Annotated in this window: 14 protein-coding genes; 5 read left to right on the top strand and 9 right to left on the bottom strand. The window is 35.8% G+C overall.

Going from position 1 to position 23,726, the window contains the following annotated elements; genetic code table 11:
- The first annotated feature begins 103 nt into the window (after window positions 1–103).
- The gene (locus tag EV144_RS14425; protein WP_134149851.1) at window positions 104–397 is read left to right on the top strand and encodes a hypothetical protein; all 294 of its coding nucleotides are present in this window, start codon (window positions 104–106) and stop codon (window positions 395–397) included.
- A gap of 249 nt (window positions 398–646) precedes the next feature.
- Here the strand turns inward: EV144_RS14425 and EV144_RS14420 are convergent, their stop codons facing one another.
- The 3 genes from EV144_RS14420 to EV144_RS14410 form a co-directional block, all read right to left on the bottom strand.
- Window positions 647–1,018, bottom strand: a complete 372-nt coding sequence (locus EV144_RS14420; RefSeq protein ID WP_134149850.1) for a LysM peptidoglycan-binding domain-containing protein — start codon at window positions 1,016–1,018, stop codon at window positions 647–649.
- Window positions 1,019–1,025: 7 nt separating this feature from the next.
- On the bottom strand, window positions 1,026–1,505 hold the full coding sequence (locus tag EV144_RS14415; protein ID WP_134149849.1) for a BON domain-containing protein: 480 nt from the start codon (window positions 1,503–1,505) through the stop codon (window positions 1,026–1,028).
- Window positions 1,506–2,128: 623 nt separating this feature from the next.
- On the bottom strand, window positions 2,129–2,842 hold the full coding sequence (locus EV144_RS14410) for an endonuclease/exonuclease/phosphatase family protein (protein ID WP_134149848.1): 714 nt from the start codon (window positions 2,840–2,842) through the stop codon (window positions 2,129–2,131).
- Between the two features lie 385 nt (window positions 2,843–3,227).
- Here EV144_RS14410 and dnaX point away from each other — a divergent pair, with 385 nt between their 5' ends.
- Window positions 3,228–4,313 (top strand): DNA polymerase III subunit gamma/tau, encoded by a 1,086-nt coding sequence (dnaX, locus tag EV144_RS14405; RefSeq protein WP_134149847.1) that lies wholly within the window; start codon window positions 3,228–3,230, stop codon window positions 4,311–4,313.
- Window positions 4,314–4,669: 356 nt separating this feature from the next.
- Window positions 4,670–5,014 (top strand): DNA polymerase III, encoded by a 345-nt coding sequence (locus EV144_RS14400; RefSeq protein ID WP_134149846.1) that lies wholly within the window; start codon window positions 4,670–4,672, stop codon window positions 5,012–5,014.
- A 13-nt stretch (window positions 5,015–5,027) separates the two neighbouring features.
- On the opposite strand, the gene EV144_RS14395 is transcribed toward EV144_RS14400, so the two are convergent.
- From EV144_RS14395 to EV144_RS14370, 6 genes are all read right to left on the bottom strand, one after another.
- Entirely contained in the window at window positions 5,028–5,606 is a 579-nt protein-coding gene (locus tag EV144_RS14395; RefSeq protein ID WP_134149845.1) for an NAD(P)H-dependent oxidoreductase, read from the bottom strand.
- A gap of 55 nt (window positions 5,607–5,661) precedes the next feature.
- A complete protein-coding gene (locus EV144_RS14390; protein ID WP_134149844.1) occupies window positions 5,662–6,222 on the bottom strand; it encodes a Crp/Fnr family transcriptional regulator in 561 nt (186 codons plus the stop codon).
- Between the two features lie 18 nt (window positions 6,223–6,240).
- A complete protein-coding gene (locus tag EV144_RS14385) occupies window positions 6,241–6,813 on the bottom strand; it encodes a TMEM175 family protein (protein ID WP_134149843.1) in 573 nt (190 codons plus the stop codon).
- A gap of 128 nt (window positions 6,814–6,941) precedes the next feature.
- A complete protein-coding gene (locus EV144_RS14380) occupies window positions 6,942–7,832 on the bottom strand; it encodes a Ppx/GppA phosphatase family protein (protein WP_134149842.1) in 891 nt (296 codons plus the stop codon).
- Between the two features lie 20 nt (window positions 7,833–7,852).
- Window positions 7,853–9,943: a polyphosphate kinase 1 gene (gene ppk1, locus EV144_RS14375; RefSeq protein WP_134149841.1), complete on the bottom strand. Its 2,091-nt coding sequence runs from the start codon at window positions 9,941–9,943 to the stop codon at window positions 7,853–7,855.
- Between the two features lie 5 nt (window positions 9,944–9,948).
- The gene (locus EV144_RS14370; protein ID WP_134149840.1) at window positions 9,949–10,434 is read right to left on the bottom strand and encodes a SixA phosphatase family protein; all 486 of its coding nucleotides are present in this window, start codon (window positions 10,432–10,434) and stop codon (window positions 9,949–9,951) included.
- Between the two features lie 494 nt (window positions 10,435–10,928).
- Between EV144_RS14370 and EV144_RS14365 the strand changes: the two genes are divergently transcribed.
- Window positions 10,929–11,480, top strand: a complete 552-nt coding sequence (locus tag EV144_RS14365; protein ID WP_134149839.1) for a hypothetical protein — start codon at window positions 10,929–10,931, stop codon at window positions 11,478–11,480.
- A 46-nt stretch (window positions 11,481–11,526) separates the two neighbouring features.
- Window positions 11,527–23,637, top strand: a complete 12,111-nt coding sequence (locus EV144_RS14360; RefSeq protein ID WP_134149838.1) for a gliding motility-associated C-terminal domain-containing protein — start codon at window positions 11,527–11,529, stop codon at window positions 23,635–23,637.
- Window positions 23,638–23,726: the final 89 nt, after the last annotated feature.

Here is a 23,726-nt window from a genome sequence, read left to right as displayed (position 1 = left end):
TGAAGAATCGGGATTTTAAAATTTAGATTTTCGAACCAATTTCATAACTTTTTAATTTTAAATTGGTTATCTTTAAAATCCATAATTTTAAAATTCAATTATCATGAGTAGAATGTATCATTACGCGACTGTTTCAAAAGCATTAGATCAATTGAATGAAAAAGGATTTACGTGCGACTTTAATTTAAACTCTGACGCTATAAAAAAGAATCCCGAAAAATTTGAAATTGTACATGTGTATCGATACGAAGGGGAATCTGACCCGGGCGATGAGGCAGTTGTTTACGGAATTAAATCAAATTCTGGTAAAAAAGGAGTTTATGTAGCAGGTTTTTCTGCAGATTCGGATTCGGAAACTGCACAGATATTACTGGAATTGAGTATAAAGGGAAGGTGATTTTTTTAAAAGAATTCCCAATAAAAAGAAATTCCAAATTCCAATGTGCTTTTGGCCATGTCATCCTGAGCGAAGTCGAAGGACTTTATGGTTACTTTACGCTTTCCTTCGACTTCGCTCAGGAGGACACAAAATACAGATAAAGGCTTTGCAATCATATCGATTGAACTTTAATAAAAAAATTCCAAATTCCAATTTAGTGTCTTACAATTGGAATTTGGAATTTCTTTTTTTGAGATTTATTCAAATTTATTCTGTTGGTATTTTCAATTTCCAGCCAACTTGAATTAGGTCTGGATTTTTGATGATATCTTTATTGGCTTCAAAAATTGACTGCCAGGAAACGCCGTATGCTTTTCCGATTTTAGAAAGAGAATCTCCGTTTTCAACCGTATATTCTCTTGCAATTTCCTGCTGCACTTCAATATTCATTACAACATCTGCCGATCTGTAATCGGGATCTAATTTGTTGTAAGCGTCCCAAAGCTGATCTTTTTCTCCTGCCGATTTTGCTGTGCCGTCTATATAAAGTACATTATCTTGTTCTCTTACTTGCAAATTTGAAATTCTTAAATCGGCCGCCAAATCTGTTAACTGTCTGTATTTATCTTGTAAACTCATAACATTATTATTTAATAGTTAATTTGTTTTCAACTTTCTTAGGTTTCAATTCCTGTACACTTTGCATTAAAGGTTGTAATTGATTTCTTTTGATTTCTCCCGAAAGCGTTACTACACCGCCAACTACAGTTGCACTTACTCCTTCATAATCTTTTACCAGTTTGCTTACCGATTTATCTAAATCTGCATCAGAATTAATAATTACGGCAGCTGCCGCAGGTTCTACATTTGCAACCGGAATTTCGCAGGCATTCACTACAGATTTTACCCCTTTTACTCCTTTTACAATATTTTCTGTTTGTTGTTTAAAGGCCTCATCTTTACATAAACCTGTAATAGTTGCAACACCCTCTACTACTGTAACTTGTACTTCTGGTTTATCTCCTAGTTTTAAAGCAATGTTTTTCTGAATATCTGCATCTTTTGGAGCACAAGCAAACAAAGAAAAAGCCAAACTGATTCCTAATAAAATTGATCTAATTTTCATAACGCTATTTTTTAAATTTAAATAGCTAAAATTAAAGCAATTAGAATCCAAAATCTTACAAGATAATCTTACAGTTTTTATATTTTTCCCAGTAAGAGAAAGTAATTATAAATAAATCTATGAGTATTTTAGGTTTGTATTTTTTAGAATAAAATCAATCGCAATTTTTACTTTTTTTGATTTGGTAATACTAATAATCTTTTTTCCAGAATTCAGATCTTCATTAATCATAATTATCGAAAAGTAATCAACAGAATAATTTAAATCTGGTTCCCAATTATGAAATATTTCAATTTTAGATGAATAATTATAATTGGTTGAAAGTTTACCTTTTATTACAGAGACTTTTTGATATTGACTTGTAATTATAAGTTTCTTTTTTAATAAAAATCCAAATAAAAAAACAGCTATGTAAAGATTATTATCACGGACATACATACCTTTTTTAGAAAACAAAATTGCAAAGAGTACAATTGTAAAAAGAAACAAGAAAGATTTCATAAAAATATAATCCCTTAATTCCAATGAATTAAGCATTCCCAACAACACCATAACGCAACAAAAAATCAAAATAATCAAATTCTGAAATTGTCTAAAATCTAGATTCTTTTCTAATATAATTTTCATATTCCAAAAGTAACAATCAAAGGTTTATGATCGCTGTACGTTTTCCAATCTTCATAAGTTCCTATTTCAACATTTTCTAAAACTTCAATAAAATCATTAGAAGCAAAACAATAATCAAGATGATACGGCTTATTTTCATGGCGATACAAAAATAAAGTGGGATGTATTTCTTTTCCTTGTTCCTGATTGTAGAATTTATGGTAAACACTATAGATGTTTTTCTCCGCCAATTTACTTACAACGGTAGAATGATTACCTGCTCTTCTGGGTTTGTCCCAAATAGTATTGCTGTTAAAATCGCCGATTAAAATGGTTTTGGTTTCAGTAATCAGGTTTTCATAATAATTAATCGCTTTCCAAACCTGTGTTACATATTGTCCGTCTTTGTCCTGCGGATTATTTGCCCAAATAGCAAACAGCGTAAAATCTATTTTTCCGTTTGTAACGGCAATTGGAAGCACATTTTTGAAATCTGGATTATGGCAATTCATAAGTTCGAATCTGTAATCACTATACGAAAAAACGCCAAGTCCTTTGTGCTGGTTGGTGCCGTACCAAAGTATATCTGTCGGCAACGGAATATCTTTAGAAAATTTTAATCTTTCTATATTTTCACATTCAGGAATTACGAGAATATCTGGCTGATGAACCAAAATAAATTCGGCTTTTTTTCTGAAAGCCATATTGCAATTCCAAGTTATGATTTTCATCTTAATTTTGCTTTCTTATATGTCTTAAAAATAACACATTTTATATTATAAATAAAAAAATCCTATTTGAATAGCCGTTGGTTTTAACCAACGGAAACAAAAAGAACACATTCTTGGCTTTAGCCAAATTAACTTTAAATTCGGCTAAAGCCAATTACAAGAATTACAATGCCCGTTGGTTAAAACCAACGGCTATTCAAAAAAAAATAACTTTGATTTTCACTAAAAAAATTAAAATTTCATCTAAAATTAACCTCAATTTTTCTAATTATATTAATAACAAATAATAAAACCAGCAGTTCTTCAAACACTTAAAAATCTTTCAATTTTTAAATTTTTAATTCATTAAATTATACTCTATATTTGCTATCGAATAAAAAAGAATATGGAACAATTTGTAGTATCGGCTCGTAAATATCGCCCGCAGACCTTTAAGGATGTTGTGGGGCAGAAAGCCATTACCAACACTTTGCTAAATGCCATAGAAAGCAATCACCTTGCTTCTGCTTTATTATTTACAGGACCTCGTGGAGTTGGAAAAACGACCTGCGCGCGTATCTTGGCCCGAAAAATAAATCAGCCTGGATATGATGATCCTAATGAAGATTTTGCATTTAACGTTTTTGAATTAGATGCTGCTTCAAACAACTCGGTTGATGATATTAGAAGTCTGATTGATCAGGTTCGAATCCCACCACAAACTGGTCAATATAAAGTTTATATTATTGACGAGGTTCATATGTTGTCTTCGGCCGCTTTTAATGCTTTTCTTAAAACATTAGAAGAACCGCCAAAACATGCAATTTTTATCCTCGCAACTACAGAGAAACATAAAATTATCCCGACGATTTTATCGCGTTGTCAGATCTTTGATTTCAAAAGAATCACGGTAAAAGATGCTAAAGAGCATTTGGCTGATGTGGCACAAAGTCAGGGAATTAATTTTGAAGATGATGCTTTGCACATTATTGCCCAAAAAGCAGATGGTGCGATGCGTGATGCTTTATCTATTTTTGACCGTGTGGTTTCGTATTGCGGTACAAACTTAACACGTCAGGCTGTAACCGAAAACTTAAATGTTTTAGATTACGAAACCTATATTTCGATTACTGATTTACTTTTAGAAAATAAAATCCCAGATCTTTTATTAGCTTATAATGATATCCTTGCAAAAGGTTTTGACGGACATCATTTTATTGCTGGTCTGGCTTCTCATTTTAGAGATTTATTAGTAAGCAAAACTCCTGCAACTATCGCTTTACTTGAAGTTGGTGAACAAGCACAACAAATGTATGGTGTTCAGGCGCAAAAATGCACGCAAGACTTTTTATTAAAAGGAATTGATATTGCAAATGACTGTGATTTAAAATACAAATTGAGTCAGAATCAGCGTCTTTTAGTTGAATTATGTTTGATGCAATTGGCCTCTATCAACTTTGATGGAGAAAAAAAAAAGCTGAGCAATTCATAATTCCACCGGTTTATTTTAAAAATGGAGGTTATTCTATAACAGAAATTTCAACTAATAAATCCCAAAATCCAAATCCTCAGGGAGAAATTCCAAATAACAAAACCCAAATTCCAAATTCTGGGGAGGGAAATTCTAATGATAAACCTCACGTTTCAAATACAGAACAAGTAAAAGAGACTGCAACTGAGCCTAAAAATGCTCCTGTTGAAACTCCGAAAACTGAAACTAATAATGAACCGAAGGTTTCTGCATTTTCTTTAGCCAGCATCCGCAAGAAAAAAGAACTGGAAGCCAGCAGTAAATCTTACGTAAAACCTACTACAAATTTACCAACAGAAGAGTTTAACGAAACAGATATGTTGCTGCAATGGAACAAATATGCACAGCGTCTGGGAGAAAAAGGTTCTAAGATTATGGAATCTTTATTATTGATTAATGACCCTACTTTAAACGGAACTGTAATTACTTTGGAACTGCCTAATGAAGGTTCTAAATTAGATTTTGAAGGACAGCTTCCTGGTCTTTTGGGACATCTAAAAGGTCATTTGCATAATCATGACATTACGATTGAAATAATTGTAAACGAAGCTGTTGAAAGCAAACGAAGCCTTAACGATCAGGATAGATACAATCGTCTATTAGAAATAAATCCAAATATTGAACTTCTGCGTACAACATTTGGATTGGATTTAAATGCGTAATTTTTACTGAATATTATTTGTTCTTTAATCCAAAATCATAAATTTCTGCCAGCCATTTTTGTCTTTGCAAATCGCCTGCAGTTTTGATGATTCCGATATAACTGACTTTTACAGGTTTTACGCCGCAGAATTCTAACGTTGATTTTTTTAACTGATTAACACTTGGTCTTCCAAAGAACAATCTGTAATACCAGCCCGGCTGATCTAATGTTGTGATAATATGTGCTGTTTTTCCTTTTAGCAACTTGTCCCACCAAACAGAATTTTCTTTGTATTGAAACGCCATTCCGGGTAAAAACAATCTATCAATAAATCCTTTTGTAATTGCCGGAAGTCCACCCCACCAAACAGGATGAATCCAGACTAAATGATCTGCGTTTTTGATTTTCTGCCACGATTCAATCAAATCGGGCTCTAATTCTGTTCTTTTTTGATAACCAAACTCTAGATTTGGGTTAAATTTTAAATTGGCAATTGTTATGGTTTCTACTTGTGCGCCAGAAGCGACTGCACCATTTTTATACGAATCCGCAATTCCGAAATTAAAACTTGATGCATTTGGGTGTCCGTTTATAATCAGTATTTTTTTCATGGATATATTTTTTACAAAAATATAATCCTGATGAAAAGTTTTACTAGACAAATGTCTATAAAACTGTTTTACGAATACGGCTTAAATGCCTTGGTGTTACTCCTAAATAGGAAGCCAAATATTGCAGCGGAATCAGTTGAATGTATTTTTGATGATTTAAAAGAAGTTGTTCATATCGCTGTTTTCCCGTAAGTTTCTGAAAAGAAATCATTCTTTTTTGAAGCGTAACATATTCCATTTCGGCAATTTTCCTGCCAATTTCCTGCCAGCTAATACTTGATTGATAAAGCTTTTCGAGATCTTTTCGATTTAAAACCTGCAATTCGGTTTCTACTAGAGCCTGAATATTTTCTTCTGCAGTTTTTTGAGTTATAAAGCTTGAAAACGAAGCCATAAATTCATTTTCAAAAGCAAAACAATTCGTAATTTCATCGCCCTGATGGTTAAAAAAATACGATCTTAAAATGCCGCTGTTTATAAAGACGATTTCATTGCAGACCTGATTTTCTTTCAATAAAAAATCTCCTTTTTTGAGTTTTCGTATTGTAATTAAATCTGCAAGCTGATCTAATTCATCTTCAGGTATAGTTATAATGGATTGAAAGGCAGTTTTCATTATTTTATAGAAATAGCATTAAGAAAAGACTCTTTCTATTCTTTTATCAGGAACAAGCCATATCAGCGCAATAATTAGGTATGAAATTCCCGAAATCCATTCGCTGTAAAATGAAGAGGCAATACCTATAATATTCATTACTGTAGAAATTTTACTTTTTATATCACTGCCAATAGCTTTTGCCAGAGCCGAATCTTTTCCTTCTACATTTAATACTAATTTTTGAAGAATTATATAAGCTATTGCAGATCCTAACAAAATGATTCCGTACAATGCCATTGCTGCTTTTGCAAAATTGTGTTCTCCCATCCAGCCTGTAGAAACCGGAATAAGCGACAGCCAAAACAATAAATGGAGATTGCTCCACAATATTTTTCCGTTTACTTTTGATAAACCATGAAGTAAATAATGGTGGTTGTTCCAGTAAATTCCAACATAAACAAAACTTAAAACATAACTCAAAAACTTAGGAATAAGCGGTTTTAAATCGGCAAATTCATCTCCGTGTGGCACTTTTATTTCTAAAATCATAATCGTAATTATGATTGCCAACACGCCATCACTAAAGGCTTCGAGTCTGGTTTTGTTCATTTGTTTTTGGATTTGATATTGTTTTATTATAAAAAAAGTTTGCCACGAATTTCATGAATTTACATAAATCATTTTTACTTTTTAGGAATAAAAATTAGTGTAAATTCGTGAAATTCGTGGCAAAAAAATTAAATTTTACCGTAATACATTGCTTTTACAATTCCGTCAGAAAGTCCAATTTTTGGAACGTAAATTTGGCGTGCGCCACTCCATTTCATTGCATTAAGATAAATTCTTGTTGCGTGAATAATTACGTCGGCACGATCGGAATTTAAACCTAATTCTGCAATTCTTTGTTCGTAGGTCAATGAATTTAAAAAGGCATATTGTGAATTGATATAGATGTACGAAAGTGGTTTTTCTTGCTGTTTTCCGGACATTTTAAACAATTTATTGATGTTTCCTCCAGAACCAATCAATGTAACTTCCTCGTAATCTGCTGTATTAGTTTTAATCCATTTTTCAATTTCATCCCAAACAACATCATGAACCATATTATTTAATAAACGAACCGTTCCAGCTTTGAAAGATCTTGAGTTGACCATTTTTCCATCAGAAAACAGCGTAAACTCTGTACTTCCACCACCCACATCTACAAAAAGATACGTTTCGTCAGTTTTTAATAAATGATGTAAATCGGTAGAAGCTATAATCGCCGCTTCTTTTTTTCCATCAATAATTTCGATTTTTATATCGGCTTTCTTTTTAATTAAAGCCACTACTTCTTTTGCGTTGTAAGCTTCGCGCATTGCAGAGGTTGCAAACGCCATATAACGTTCAACTTTATGCACTTTCATTAAAAGGTTAAATGCTTTCATAGCATCAACCATTCGATCTATATTTTCTTCTGAAATTTCTCCTACAGTAAAGGCATCTTGTCCCAAACGAATTGGCACACGAACAAGCGAACTCTTATTAAACTGAGGTTCTTTGCCGTCTTGTTCTACAACATTCGATATCAGAAGCCTCATGGCATTTGACCCAATATCTATTGCTGCATATTTTTTAATATTAATCATGCTCGCTTATGATTTTTAATTTATTGTTTTATTAGTTTGTTTGCTGTGTTACCTTCTTCTAACATTTCAATTTTCTTTTGATAGTATTTGTAGGTTTCAAGCTGTGCTCTAAACGGGGCATGATGATTTCGAGGCTTGTATTTATTGTCTAATTTATAGGAATGGTATCTTACTTTTACGTTTCCTTTCCAAGCGATATTAAAATTATCGATTAATTCTTTTTTGATTTCAAGATCATAAATCGGGCAGGTTACTTCTACTCTTCCGTCAAGATTTCTGGTCATAAAATCTGCGGATGAAATATAAACTTCGGTTAAACCTGCGTTTCCAAAAATATAAACTCTTGTGTGTTCCAAGTAATTATCAACGATACTAATGGCTTCTATATTTTCGCTCATTCCGGGAATTCCAGGAATCAGAGAGCAAATTCCTCTTACCTGAAGCTGAATTTTTACTCCGGCATTACTTGCTTCATATAGTTTATCTATCATTTTAAAATCAGACAAACTATTCATTTTCAATTTAATATGTGTTTTCCTACCGGCTAATGCATGCAGAATTTCTCGATCTATAAGTTTTATAAATTTTGTTCTGGTATAATGCGGCGATACTATTAAATGTTTGTATCGGTGTACTCTATAATTAATATCAAAAAATTCAAATATTTTAGAGATATCTTTTAGAATGCCCTGATGACAAGTAAACAGCGTTACATCTGTATAAATTTTTGCTGTCGATTCATTAAAATTTCCTGTCGAAATAAATCCGTAACGACGGGTTTTTCCTTCTTCCAGTCTTTCAATAACACAAATTTTACTGTGTACTTTAAGACCTTTTATTCCAAAAATAAGCTCAATTCCCTCTGTCTGCATTTGTTCTGCATACGAGATATTACTTGCTTCATCAAAACGTGCCTGTAGCTCGATCTGAACAGTTACTTTTTTACCATTTTTGGCAGCATTTATTAGAGAACTAATAATCTGCGAATTTTTTGCTAAACGGTATAAAGTAATTTTTATACTGGTTACTTTTGGATCTAAAGCGGCTTCTCGCAAAAACTTAGTCAGATATGAAAACGACTGGTATGGCGCGTGCAACAAATAATCTTTTTTACTGATTTTTTCCAGAATACTTCCTCCCAGTTTTAAACCTGGAATTGGCAGCGGATCATTTGTTTTGTATAGCAAGTCGTATCTTCCTAAATTTGGAAAATCCATATAATCACGTCGGTTATGATATCTTCCGCCGGGAATAATACTGTCTGTTTCTACAATTTTCATTTTATCTAAGAAGAAACGAAGCGTATCTTCTTCGATTAAATTGTCGTATATAAAACGAACAGGCTCTCCTATTCTACGATCTTTTACAGATGTTGAGATTTTCTCCAGCATACTTTTACTCAAATCGCTGTCGATATCTAATTGTGCATCCCTCGTAATTTTGATCATGTGCGCAGAAACGCTTCTATAATCGAAAATATTAAAAATGTTTTTTAAGTTATATCGAATAACGTCATCAATTAAGATTACATAATGTTTTTCATCTGTTGATGGTAAAACTACGAATCTGTTGATGGTTTTTGGTATTTCTATAACGGCATAACGAACCTCATCATTATTCATTTCTAAACGAATGGCCAAATATCCTAAAGTATCTTTAAGGACAGGGAATTCGGCTAAATCATTTAAAATTATCGTCACCAATTCCGGACTTAATTTTTGATTAAAAAAGTCTTTTAGAAAAATTTCCTGATCTGTTGTTATTTGATCTTCGTTTATAATAAAGATATTTTCTGCCTCAAGTTCTGCTTCGATATTACCTAAAATACGTAAGCTTTCTGATTGCTGCTGAATTACAATTTCGGTTATATCTTTAATTAATTGATGAGCAGAAACGCCTCCTAAATATTTTTCTCCAGAAATTCCCGACAGGCTTAATCTTCTAATTGCGGCGTACCGAACTCTAAAAAATTCATCTAAATTGTTTGAAAAAATTCCAACAAAACGCAGCCTGTCTAAAAGTGGTACTGTATTATCTGCAGCTTCCTGAAGTACTCTTGCATTAAACGCTAACCAACTTTTTTCTCTATCGATATATTTCTGTTCGTACACTATATTTATTTTAAATCTTTGGGGAAAATGGTTTTATGGGTTTTGCCTTTATCGATCGTGTCCCAGTTTTCTGAATCGAATTGCAGTGATACAAATCCAGAGGTTGGAACATTTTCTATAAAAACATCTCCAAATTTATTAACAAAATTTGTAATAGCCTCGTTATGTCCAAAAAGAATAACACTTTCAAAACTATTATCACAAGATTTGATAACCTTTTCGAGTTGTCTGTCGTCGAAGGTATAAAGATCGTCTTTATAAACGATACTTTCTATAGGATACGAAATATTTTGTGCAAAAATTAAAGCAGTTTCTGATGCGCGCGCTGCCGTACTGCTCCAAATTATATAGGTTTTAGGAAGAAACTTTGAAATGTTTGCCGATACTTCGTGAGCATCTAAAATTCCTCTCTTCATCAACGGTCTATCGAAATCTTTTAAAGGCGCTTCCCAGCTTGATTTTGCATGACGTATTAAAATTAAATTTTTCATAAGCTAAAGGTTTACTGCCTCATTAAGAGGTTAATTTTTTAATTCAGTTCTAATTTACAAAAGTTATTTTAATCCTTTTCATTTTTTTATTTGTGTTAACACTTTTTAAAAATTTTAACAAGAATGCATTATTCGTAAAATTTTAACATATTGGCATTTTTCGTTTTTAAGGTTTTCAAAATAATGTACTTCATCAGATAAATAAGCACTTCATCGATATTATCAAAATTCTTAAAAAATAACATAAAATACTGATATACAATAAATTATAAATTTTAAAAATTCTTAAAATTTATCATAAAAATAAAAAATAAGATTTAAAAGAAGACTCAAAAGAGTTAAAAAAAAATCTTTTTAAGCTAATATTTTATAAAAAAATCACATTTCAACGAGTTTTTTGGTTAGTTACAGATAAAAAAAATCAAAAATAAACGGACTATATAACTTTGATTATGTTAAAATATCAAAAAATCATTAAACCAAAATCGAAAGTTATGAGAACTAAATCTACTCTTGAAAAAGCAGTAAAATTTGTTACCAATTGTAAGTTCATTTTTTCATTTAAGAAAAATATCTTTCAAAAAAACATTTTTCCCATACTGTTTTGTTTAATTCCCGCTCTTACTTCTGCCCAATCTGGTTCGTGCAACGCGAAATTAGAGGTTGAAAAGAACAGAATCTACAACAGCGCTGGTAAAGATGGCGCTTATTTTACATTGGTATTAACCAATGATGGAAATTCTTCTGATGTTTATAACCTAAGCGCGCTAAATATAAATGGTAATTGCGCTAATAACGACCAAAGCAATACGTCTGAAAATGTAAACTTAATGGGCAGTTTTCTGGATAATAATAACGCTCCAATTACATCTCTTACAGTATCTTCTCATCAAACTGCAAGTTTTTCAATTCATTTAATTGTCCCTCAAGGTACTGCATTTAACAAATGGAATTGTACTCAAATAAACGCGACCTCTACAAATTGCAGCAGCTACACAGTTAATACTGTTGTACATACAATTGTAAACAATCCTTCTGAAAACTAAATATACAAGCTGTATTTAGATGCTTTTCAATTTAAATTGATATAAAATGAAAAAAACATTACACTTTATCCATTTTATTAAAGAGGTTAACAAAACAATTTATTTGTTACTTTTTTTACTCTCTTCAAGCATAGGTTTAGCACAAACAATTACACCAACAAAAACGGTTACTGTTGCTCCCGGAGTCTGTGGGGCTTTGGATGTTGAATTAAAAATTCAAGGTTCGAATCCTGTTGCCAGACCTTTGGAAGTTGTTTTGGTAATTGATGTTTCGGGTAGTATGGGAGATGGTAATAATCCTAAACCTTTGGCTTATGCCCAGGATGCTGCGATTGATTTTATCAATAAAATGTTTGACCCAGTTAACAATCCAACAACTAAAAATAAAGTGGCAATTGTAACTTACAGTTCTCTTGCTACAATAAGACAAGGTTTAACGCTTTCTGCAGGAAAACAAGATTTAATAAATATTATTAATGGACTTGTTGCCAATGGAAACACTAATATTCAGGATGGTTTGGTTAAAGCCAAAAAGGTATTAGATGGTGCCACTTATGACTGTGCTACTGCACGAAGCATTGTTTTATTGACTGATGGAGTTGCCAACGAATCGGGTACGAATGGCAATAACTGCAGCAGTGGACAACAAGGTACTTGTATACAAAGCGCTATAACCGCGGCCAACGCAGCAAAAACTGTAGTTGTTTCTGGGGTTACTTATAATAATCAAATTTTTTCTGTTGGATTATTTGGCGCTATTTCTGGTAATAGTCAAACCGATGCTGAATATGCTTTAAATCAAATTCAGTCTGGAGGTTCATTTTTTGCTGAAAATGCCGCTAATTTAACTGGAATTTACACGCAGATTTTTACTCAATTGTCTTGGGTAGCAAAACAAATAACCGGAACTCCTTTTGAAAAAGAAACTGTTGACAGCAATTTTACAATTGGAGCTATAACAGCTTCTAAAGGAACGACTACAGTTACGGGACAACAAATTGCATGGAACATTGATTTTTTGAATGTTGAAACTATTACTTTAAAATATCGATTGACACCAAAACCAAACACTTGTGGTAATCAGTTAGTGAGTACATCGAGATTGGATTTTCAAAATGCTCTTTGTGCGACTACATTTCAAAATATAACTTCTCCAACAACTAATGTTCCGTGTCCAATTATAACACTCAACACACAAACGAATGTTACTTGTTTTGGAGGAACTAATGGATCTATTACAATTAATACTCCAACAGGCGGACAAGGTCCGTACACTTATAAATGGACAAAAAATAATGTAGATTATGCAACTGCAAAAGACATATCAGGCTTAGGTTTTGGAACTTATAAAGTTACAGCCACAGATAGTAACAATTGTGCTACAGGTATTTTAACTATTGAAATTACACAGCCAAGTGCTGCTTTAGCTTTAGCAGCTTCTACTAAAACAGACGCTTCTTGTTTTGGACAAAACACTGGATCTGTTACTGCTGGAACTGTTTCAAATGCTGTAGGGACTGTAACGTATTCCTGGAAAAATAGTTTAAATACTGAAGTTGGAACTACGGCCTCTGTATCTGGACTTCCTTCTGGAACTTACACTTTGACGGTTACAGATTCTTGTTCTTCTAAAACAAATACGGTTACAATTGATCAGCCAGTCGCGGCGTTAGCATTAACAGCAGGTTCTAAAACGGATGTTTCTTGTTTTGGACAAAGCACTGGATCTGTTACTGCTGGGACTGTTGCAAACGCTGTAGGAACTGTAACATATTCATGGAAAAATAGTTTAAATATTGAAGTTGGAACTACTGCTTCTGTATCTGGACTTCCTTCCGGGACTTATACTTTGACTGTTACAGATTCTTGTTCTTCTAAAACGGATACAGTTACAATTAGTCAGCCGACCGCAGCTTTAGCATTAACAGCAGGTTCTAAAACGGATGTTTCTTGTTTTGGACAAAGCACTGGATCTGTTATTGCTGGAACTGTTTCAAATGCTGTAGGCACTGTAACGTATTCCTGGAAAAATAGTTTAAATGCTGAAGTTGGAACTACGGCTTCTGTATCTGGACTTCCTTCCGGGACTTATACTTTAACCGTTACAGATTCTTGTTCTTCGAAAACGGATACGGTTACAATTGGTCAGCCAGGCGCAGCTCTAGCATTAACAGCAGGTTCTAAAACAGATGTTTCTTGTTTCGGACAAAGCACCGGATCTGTTACTGCTGGGACTGTTGCAAATGCTGTAGGAACTGTAACATATTCCTGGAAAAATAGTTTAAATACTGAAGTTGGAACTACTGCTTCTGTATCTGGACTTCCTTCCGGAACTTATACTTTGACGGTTACAGATTCTTGTTCTTCTAAAACGGATACGGTTACAATTGATCAGCCAGGTTCAGCGTTAGCATTAACAACAGGTTCTAAAACTGATGTTTCTTGTTTTGGACAAAGTACTGGATCTGTGACTGCTGGAACTGTTTCAAATGCTGTAGGAACTGTAACGTATTCCTGGAAAAATAGTTTAAATGTAGAAGTTGGAACTACGGCTTCTGTATCTGGACTTCCTTCCGGAACTTATACTTTGACGGTTACAGATTCTTGTTCTTCTAAAACGGATACAGTTACAATTGGTCAGCCAGGCGCAGCTTTAGCACTAACAGCAGGTTCTAAAACAGATGTTTCTTGTTTTGGACAAAGTACCGGATCTGTGACTGCTGGAACTGTTTCAAATGCTGTAGGAGCTGTAACGTATTCCTGGAAAAATAGTTTAAATGTTGAAGTTGGAACTACGGCTTCTGTATCTGGACTTCCTTCTGGAACTTACACTTTGACCGTTACAGATTCTTGTTCTTCTAAAACGGATACAGTTACAATTAGTCAGCCAAGCGACCCTTTAACTTGTTCAATAGTTCAAAATAAAGCTGTTACTGCAAACGGATTAAGTAACGGAGAAGCAACTGTAACTCCAACTGGAGGAAATGGAAATTATACATACGCATGGGATAACGGAGAAACAACTGCTAAAGCAGTCGGATTAAATGCAGGCTCTCATTCTGTAACGATAACAGATGCAAAAGGCTGTACAACAACCTGCTCTATCATTATTACACAGCCAGATGTATTGTCTTGCAGTATTATTCAAGATGATCCAGCCAAATGTTACGGCGACAGCAATGGTAAAGCCACTGTAACTCCAGCTGGCGGAAACGGCGATTATACTTATGCATGGGATAACGGAGAAACAACTGCGCAGGCTGTTGGATTAAATGCTGGTCTGCATACAGTAACCGTAACGGATAAATTAGGTTACACCACAACTTGTAATGTAACAATAGGACAACCTCAACAAGCTTTAACATGCTCAATTGTTCAAGATAAAGCAGTTACCGCAAATGGATTAAGCAACGGAGAAGCAACTGTAACTCCAAACGGCGGAAACGGAAATTATACTTATGCATGGGATAATGGAGAAACAACTGCTAAAGCGATTGGTTTAAATGCTGGCTCACATTCCGTAACGGTAACAGATTCTAAAGGATGTACTACAACCTGCTCTATCACAATAACTCAGCCTGATGTTTTGGCTTGCACCGTCACTCAGGATGATCCAGCAAAATGTTACGGAGACAGCAACGGTAGAGCTACAGTAAAACCAACTGGTGGAAACGGAGATTACACGTATGCATGGGATAACGGGGAAACTACTGCGCAGGCTGTTGGATTAAATGCCGGAATTCACACTGTAACTGTAACGGATAAATTAGGTTATACAACAACTTGTAACGTTACAATTAGCCAACCTCAACAAGCTTTAACTTGCTCAATTGTTCAAGATAAAGCAGTTACTGCAAACGGATTAAGCAATGGAGAAGCAACCGTAACTCCAAACGGTGGAAACGGAAATTATACTTACGCTTGGGATAATGGAGAAACAACTGCTAAAGCGGTTGGTTTAAATGCCGGTTCTCATTCGGTAACAGTTACAGATTCTAAAGGATGTACTACAACCTGCTCAATCATTATAACACAGCCGGATGTTTTGGCTTGCAGTGTTATTCAAGATGATCCAGCCAAATGTTACGGCGACAGTAACGGTAAAGCGACAGTAACTCCAGCTGGCGGAAACGGTGATTATACTTATGTATGGGATAACGGAGAAACAACTGCTCAGGCTGTTGGATTAAATGCCGGAATTCACACTGTAACTGTAACCGATAAATTAGGTTACACAACCACTTGCAATATTACGATAGGCCAGCCTCAACAAGCTTTAACCTGTTCAATTGTTCAAGATAAAGCCGTTACTGCAAACGGACTAAGCAATGGAGAAGCAACTGTAACTCCAAACGATGGAAACGGAAATTATACTTATGCGTGGGATAATGGAGAAACTACTGCTAAAGCTTTAGCACTTTCTGCAGGTTCTCATTCTGTAACGGTAACAGATGCAAAAGGCTGTACCACAACCTGCTCTATCAATATTACACAGCCGGATGTATTGTCCTGCAGTATTATTCAGGATGATCCGGCTAAATGTTATGGCGACAGCAACGGTAAAGCAACTGTAGCTCCAGCTGGCGGAAACGGTGATTATACTTATGCTTGGGATAACGGTGAAACAACTGCACAAGCCGTTGGTTTAAATGCTGGTTTACATACAGTAACCGTGACTGATAAATTAGGTTATACAACCACTTGTAATGTAACAATAGGCCAGCCACAACAAGCTTTAACCTGTTCAATTACTCAAAACAAAGCAGTTTCTTCTAACGGATTAAGCAACGGAGAAGCAACTGTAACTCCAAACGGCGGAAATGGAAATTATACTTACGCATGGGATAATGGAGAAACTACTGCTAAAGCTTTAGCTCTTTCTGCAGTCTCTCATTCTGTAACAGTAACAGATGCAAAAGGCTGTACCACAACCTGCTCTATCAATATTACACAGCCGGATGTATTGTCCTGCAGTATTATTCAGGATGATCCGGCTAAATGTTATGGCGACAGCAACGGTAAAGCAACTGTAGCTCCAGCTGGCGGAAACGGTGATTATACTTATGCTTGGGATAACGGTGAAACAACTGCACAAGCCGTTGGTTTAAATGCTGGTTTACATACAGTAACCGTGACTGATAAATTAGGTTATACAACCACTTGTAATGTAACAATAGGCCAGCCACAACAAGCTTTAACATGCTCAATTGTTCAAGATAAAGCAGTTACTGCAAACGGATTAAGCAATGGAGAAGCAACTGTAACTCCAACAGGAGGAAATGGAAATTATACTTATGCTTGGGATAATGGTGAAACTACTGCTAAAGCAGTCGGATTAAATTCCGGTTCTCATTCTGTAACGGTAACAGATGCAAAAGGCTGTACCACAACATGCTCTATCATTATTACACAGCCGGATGTATTGTCTTGCAGTATTATTCAGGACGATCCTGCAAAATGCTACGGCGACAGCAATGGTAAAGCTACAGTAACTGCAATTGGCGGAAATGGTGATTACACTTATGCTTGGGACAATGGAGAAACTACTGCACAGGCAATTAGTTTAAATGCTGGTTTACACACAGTAACCGTAACCGATAAATTAGGCTACACTACAACTTGTAATGTAACAATTGGCCAGCCTCAACAAGCTTTAACCTGCTCAATTACTCAAAATAAAGCAGTTTCTTCTAACGGATTAAGCGATGGAGAAGCAACTGTTACTCCGATTGGAGGAAATGGAAATTATACATACACATGGGATAACGGAGAAACTTCCGCGAAAGCGATATCTCTTTCTGCAGGCTCTCATTCTGTAACAGTAACTGATTCCAAAGGCTGTACAACAACCTGTTCCATCACGATATCAGAACCAGGCGTATTGTCTTGCAGTATTACTCAGGATGATCCAGCTAAATGTTATGGCGACAGTAATGGTAAAGCTACTGTAACTGCAATAGGAGGAAATGGTGAGTACACTTATGCTTGGGATAACGGCGAAACAACTGCGCAAGCTGTTGGTTTAAATGCCGGTGTCCATACGGTAACAGTGACTGATAAATTAGGCTACACTACCACTTGTACGGTAACAATAGGACAACCGCAACAAGCTTTAACCTGTTCAATTACTCAAAACAAAGCAGTTTCTTCTAACGGATTAAGCAACGGAGAAGCAACTGTAACTCCAAACGGCGGAAATGGAAATTATACTTACGCATGGGATAATGGAGAAACTACTGCTAAAGCTTTAGCTCTTTCTGCAGTCTCTCATTCTGTAACAGTAACAGATGCAAAAGGCTGTACAACAACCTGCTCAATAATTATAACACAGCCGGATGTATTAGCCTGTAATGTTACTCAGGATGATCCAGCTAAATGTTATGGAGACAGTAACGGTAAAGCTACTGTAACTCCTGCTGGTGGAAACGGCGATTATACTTATACATGGGATAACGGAGAAACAACTGCACAAGCAGTCGGTTTAAATGCTGGTTTACATACAGTAACGGTGACTGATAAATTAGGTTATACCACAACTTGCACGGTAACAATTGGCCAGCCTCAACAAGCTTTAACCTGTTCAATTTTTCAAGATAAAGCCGTTACTGCAAACGGATTAAGCAACGGAGAAGCAACCATAACTCCAAACGGCGGAAACGGAAATTATACTTATGCATGGGATAATGGAGAAACTACTGCACAAGCGGTTGGTTTAAATGCCGGATTTCATTCTGTAACGATAACAGATTCCAAAGGCTGTATCACAACCTGCTCAATCATTATTACACAGCCGGATGTATTAGCCTGTAATGTTACTCAGGATGATCCAGCTAAATGTTATGGCGACAGCAACGGTAAAGCTACAGTAACTCCAGCTGGTGGAAACGGCGATTACACTTATGCTTGGGATAACGGAGAAACAACTACACAAGCAGTTGGTTTAAATGCAGGGGTTCATACAGTAACCGTAACGGATAAATTAGGTTATATCACAACTTGCACTGTTATAATTGGTCAGCCAAGTGCTATTTTAACTTGTTCAATTACTCAAAATAAAGCGGTAACCTCTAACGGATTAAGTGATGGAGAAGCAACTGTTACTCCGATTGGAGGAAATGGAAATTATACATACGCATGGGATAACGGAGAAACTTCCGCGAAAGCGATATCTCTTTCTGCAGGATCTCATTCTGTAACAGTAACAGATGCAAAAGGCTGTACAACAACCTGCTCAATAATTATAACACAGCCGGATGTATTAGCCTGTAATGTTACTCAGGATGATCCAGCTAAATGTTATGGAGACAGTAATGGTAAAGCTACTGTAACTGCAATTGGCGGAAATGGTGATTACACTTATGCTTGGGATAACGGCGAAACAACTGCACAAGCAGTTGGTTTAAATGCAGGAGTTCACACCGTAACCGTAACGGATAAATTAGGTTACACTACCACTTGTAATATTACAATTGGCCAGCCTCAACAAGCTTTAACCTGCTCAATTACTCAAAATAAAGCGGTTTCTTCTAACGGATTAAGCGATGGAGAAGCAACAGTAACTCCAAACGGCGGAAACGGAAATTACATTTACGCATGGGATAACGGAGAAACAACTGCTAAAGCTTTAGCACTTTCTGCAGGCTCTCATTCCGTAACAGTAACTGATTCCAAAGGCTGTACAACAACCTGCTCTATCACAATATCAGAACCAGGTGTACTATCTTGTAGCATTGCTCAGGATGAGCCTGCTAAATGTTATGGTGACAGCAACGGTAAAGCTACTGTAACTACAATTGGCGGAAATGGAAATTACACTTATGCATGGGATAATGGAGAAACTACTGCGCAGGCAGTTAATTTAAATGCTGGTTTACATACGGTAACAGTTACTGATAACTTAGGCTACAAAACAACTTGTACGGTAACAATTGCTCAACCAGAAAAAGCATTTAGTGCTGTAAAATCACAAATTGATGTTACTTGTGGCGGTGGCAATACAGGTTCTGCTACGGTTACAGTATCAGGAGGAACTTCTCCTTATACATATTCATGGAATACAAATCCAGTGCAGACTTCGGCTACAGCCAACAATCTTTTAGCTGGAAATTATAGTGTAATAGCTACCGACGCTAAAGGATGTTCGATTACAGAAACATTCATAATCCTTGATGGAGATGCTGTTAAACCAGTAATTGCTACATTGCCAGAAATGGCAACAATAAATTGTCCAGAAGTGCCTGTGTTTGCAGAAGCTACTGCAACCGATAATAATGGCACAATTTCTTCTTTAACTTATGTTGACACAATTGTTGAAGGCAATTGTGCCGGTTCTTATACTAAAACAAGAACCTGGACTGCTAAAGATGCGTGCGGCAACATTTCGCTTCCGGTTAGTCAGGTTATTATTGTACAAGATACAACTGCACCAACTTGGGTAACTCAGGCTGGAGCTTTAAATCAAACTATAGAATGCAGTAATCAGGAAGCTTTGGCATCCGCGCAAGCGCAATTTCCAGTAGCAACAGATACTTGTGATTCAGATGTTTCGAACATAGAAAAAGTAACCGGTCAGTTTATCGCTTCAGAAGGTTGTTCAAACACCGGGACAATTACCAATACCTGGACTGCAAAAGACGATTGTGGCAATATCTCTGACACTTTCACGCAAGTGATAACAATTCAAGACAAAACTGCGCCAGTATTTACAGGAAATCTCCCATCAGATATAACTGTTTCTTGTGATGCGGTTCCGCAACCAGTAGAAATGACAGCTTCTGATAATTGCAATGGAGATTTACCAATAGTTTACACAGAAGTTAAAAGTAATATTCAGGAAGGATGTTCATCCAATTATACCTTAACTCGTAAATGGACAACTAGCGACTGTGGTAGCAATACGGTATCTTATACTCAAATTATTACAGTAAGAGATACTACGCCACCAACAGGAACTGCTCCTGCAGATGTTGCCAATTTACAAGACATAGCAGCTATTCCTGTCGGAAGCCCAAGTGATATAAAAGATGCGAAAGATAATTGCAGTCCAACTGTAAATATTACGGTAAGCGACTCTAATAATGGAGGAAACGGTTGCGACGGAAGTACATACATCTTAACCAGAACGTATACTCTGACAGATTGTGCGGGCAATAAAACAGAATTGGTTCAAACCTTTACTGTTGATAATAAAGTTTCTGTATCGGCTGTTGTTTCTAATGCAACTTGTTTGGGCGCAAGCGACGGTTCAATTACTGTAACCAGTAGTCCAGGTTCAACTGTTCTAATTAGAAATGCTAATAATCAGGTGGTAAGCAACACTAATCTGCCTGCCGGAACTTATACCGTAACAGCAACTGCCGCAGTAAATGGTGAAAACCAAACTTGTATAGCAGCAACAACGGTAGTAATAACAGAACCAAATTATAAAGTAAAAATATCTGGTATTATTATTAATGTTGATACCAATACGCCAATTGCAAATGTACCGGTAACATTGATTCCGCAAGGCACTACAACGGGTCCTATTTTATTACGCATTACAGGCGCAGATGGTTCTTATAGTTTTACAGGAATGCCTGTAGGAAGTTATCTAGTTCAGGTTCAGGATGCAAATTTAAATAGTGCGTATCAATTGTATCCTGTAGATTCAAGTTTGTTCTTTACAACTCTTGAAGAATGTAAATTCCAAACCCATAATTTCGAATACGGAGCATCAAAACTTCCGGTTTTAGGAGATTATGTTTGGTATGATACTAATAATAACGGAATTCAGGACGAATGGTATGATGCCAATAATGATGGTATTGTAACGAAAAATGTCCCTGACGGTAATGGTGCTATTGATTACAGCCAATGGGAATGGATTGACCTTAATGGTGACGGAAGTTACAACGGCCCTCAAAATGTTGGTGAATTAAATGCCGGAGGTTTTGGCAATGCATTAAGTCCAAATGTAATTATTGATGGACCTAACGGATATCATGCAGATGTAATTGTAGGGATTGAAGGATTCTGGAGAAACAGACCAGAACAGTCAAATCCTTATGGAGATTATACTATAAAATTGGTAAGAGATGCAAATTTTGATGCTGTCGCAGCTGCTTTGGGAGCTACAGGTTTAGTAAAAGTTATTCCTTCAATAGCCGATAAAAAAATAACATCAAAACCTGATAAAACGCAAATGCATACCGTTTGCCGAACTTCAAGCGCAAGCAGTTATATTGTAACCGTAACGCCAGAAGATTTAGTACACTTAGATGCCGATTTTGGTGTTAATTGTAAAGAAGTTCAGGATATTGTTGCTAATGATGATAGCGCAGGACCAATTGCCGGAGTAAACCACACTACAACAAATGTTCTTAATGTACTGCCAAATGATACTCTTGAAGGCGTAGTAGTAACTCCTTCTGATGTTATTATTACAACCGTAACACCAAATGAGTTTTTACATTTAAACCCTGATGGCTCTGTAGATGTACTTCCAAATGCACCTGTGGGGACTTTAACAATGGTATATCAAATTTGTGAAGCTGATGAAACCAGTAATTGCGACACCGCAACGGTAACCATTACAATTGAAGCTCCTGTGATGACGGTTACAGCAACAGCAATTTGTGTAAACGATGTTCCTTATGTAGATTACGTTGTAACTCCTGTAAACTTTACTCCTGTAAATGGTGTAACAATAGCTTGGGCTAACAGCGCTAATACCGTTATTACAACGATGACAAATTTACCACTTAGCGGACGTGTTTTATGGCCGGGCGCTGTGATTGATCAGGCTGGAAATGGTGTAGATTGGCCAGGATGGATTTTCGAAAATAATAAATGGATTCAGGGTGCTGACGGATTTGAATCTTTACGTCCGACTGTAAACCTTACCATATCTGTTAATCCTAGCGAAACCATCACTTTAAATTATCCGCCGGCAGATCCGTATTGTACAGCAAGACCAACATTTGCAATCGTTGCTAATGATGATAATGCAGGTCCGATAAATGCAGTAACTGCAGCAATTCCGAATATATTAAATGTGTACAATAATGATACATTAAATGGAACTGCAGTAAATCCAGCCGATGTTACACTTACAACAGTAACGCCAGATTCTACAGGAACATTAACCTTAAATCCTGACGGTTCTGTAGATGTTAAAGCCAACACTCCTGCGGGAACTTATACTTTAACCTATCAAATATGCGAAAAAGCAGATTTCGGAAATTGTGATACTGCCATTGTAACGGTAACTATAACTGCTCCTACTCCGGTTGTTGCAAACGATGATACTTATGCTAATATCGGCTGTAATACTTTCGGATTGGTTGGAAACGTTTTGAGTAATGACTTTAAAGGTCAAGTTCCTGCAACATTATTATTGGTAGACTTTACTTTAATAAGCGAAACCAATGCTGCAAAAACAGATCCTAATATTACAATTGATGATTCTGGAAATGTAACCGTATCGAGTTTAACTCCTCCGGGAACTTACACCTACAGTTATAGAATTTGTGACAAACTGAATAGCAGCAATTGCGATACCGCAGTAGTTACCATAACCGTTGCTCCACTTGGTGTAATAAACATAACCGGCGAAGCCTGTAACGACGATGCAACACCTCTTAACCTTGCCAATTTACTTCCTGCAAATACGCCAACAACTGGTGAATGGATTGATTCTAATGGAAGTAATGCATTACAAGGCAGTGTTCTTAACCCATTCGGATTGGCATTAGGCAATTATACATTCGAATACAAAATAGCAGATGCAGCTTGTCCTAGAAATATTGTATTGACCATGGAAGTAAATGACGACTGTAAAGTTTTGGCCTGCGGAAATGTAGTGATACACAATGCTTTCTCTCCAAATGGCGACGGAATTAATGATGTTTTCAAAATTGATAATATTGATGAGTTAACCTGTTATCCAGGAAATTCAGTAGAAATCTATAATCGCTGGGGAATATTAGTCTTTGAAACTAATGATTATAATAACACTACCAACGCGTTTGATGGTACTTCCCGAGGCAGAACCACAATTAAACAATCAGAAGGACTGCCAGCTGGAACTTATTTCTACATTATCAACTACAAGTCATTAAACGGAAATAATGTTATTCAAAATAATAAGCTTGATGGATACTTATATCTATCAAAATAGAACTAAAAAATGCACTGTAACTCGTTTACAGTGCATTATAAAAAAACACTCAATCTTACTTTTTTGAATACACACGTGTATTGACTTTT

The sequence above is a fragment of the Flavobacterium sp. 270 genome (genome assembly GCF_004368785.1).
In the GTDB taxonomy this organism is placed as follows: Bacteria; Bacteroidota; Bacteroidia; order Flavobacteriales; family Flavobacteriaceae; genus Flavobacterium.
Note: the sequence above shows the minus strand (reverse complement) of the source record. Positions and strands in the feature narration are given on the sequence as shown.

Excerpts from the sequence above, each read along its gene's own strand:
- EV144_RS14425 (WP_134149851.1), top strand. The coding sequence starts at position 104 with ATGAGTAGAATGTATCATTACGCGACTGTTTCAAAAGCATTAGATCAA.
- EV144_RS14420 (WP_134149850.1), bottom strand. The coding sequence starts at position 1,018 with ATGAGTTTACAAGATAAATACAGACAGTTAACAGATTTGGCGGCCGAT.
- EV144_RS14415 (WP_134149849.1), bottom strand. The coding sequence starts at position 1,505 with ATGAAAATTAGATCAATTTTATTAGGAATCAGTTTGGCTTTTTCTTTG.
- EV144_RS14410 (WP_134149848.1), bottom strand. The coding sequence starts at position 2,842 with ATGAAAATCATAACTTGGAATTGCAATATGGCTTTCAGAAAAAAAGCC.
- dnaX (WP_134149847.1), top strand. The coding sequence starts at position 3,228 with ATGGAACAATTTGTAGTATCGGCTCGTAAATATCGCCCGCAGACCTTT.
- EV144_RS14400 (WP_134149846.1), top strand. The coding sequence starts at position 4,670 with ATGTTGCTGCAATGGAACAAATATGCACAGCGTCTGGGAGAAAAAGGT.
- EV144_RS14395 (WP_134149845.1), bottom strand. The coding sequence starts at position 5,606 with ATGAAAAAAATACTGATTATAAACGGACACCCAAATGCATCAAGTTTT.
- EV144_RS14390 (WP_134149844.1), bottom strand. The coding sequence starts at position 6,222 with ATGAAAACTGCCTTTCAATCCATTATAACTATACCTGAAGATGAATTA.
- EV144_RS14385 (WP_134149843.1), bottom strand. The coding sequence starts at position 6,813 with ATGAACAAAACCAGACTCGAAGCCTTTAGTGATGGCGTGTTGGCAATC.
- EV144_RS14380 (WP_134149842.1), bottom strand. The coding sequence starts at position 7,832 with ATGATTAATATTAAAAAATATGCAGCAATAGATATTGGGTCAAATGCC.
- EV144_RS14370 (WP_134149840.1), bottom strand. The coding sequence starts at position 10,434 with ATGAAAAATTTAATTTTAATACGTCATGCAAAATCAAGCTGGGAAGCG.
- EV144_RS14365 (WP_134149839.1), top strand. The coding sequence starts at position 10,929 with ATGAGAACTAAATCTACTCTTGAAAAAGCAGTAAAATTTGTTACCAAT.
- EV144_RS14360 (WP_134149838.1), top strand. The coding sequence starts at position 11,527 with ATGAAAAAAACATTACACTTTATCCATTTTATTAAAGAGGTTAACAAA.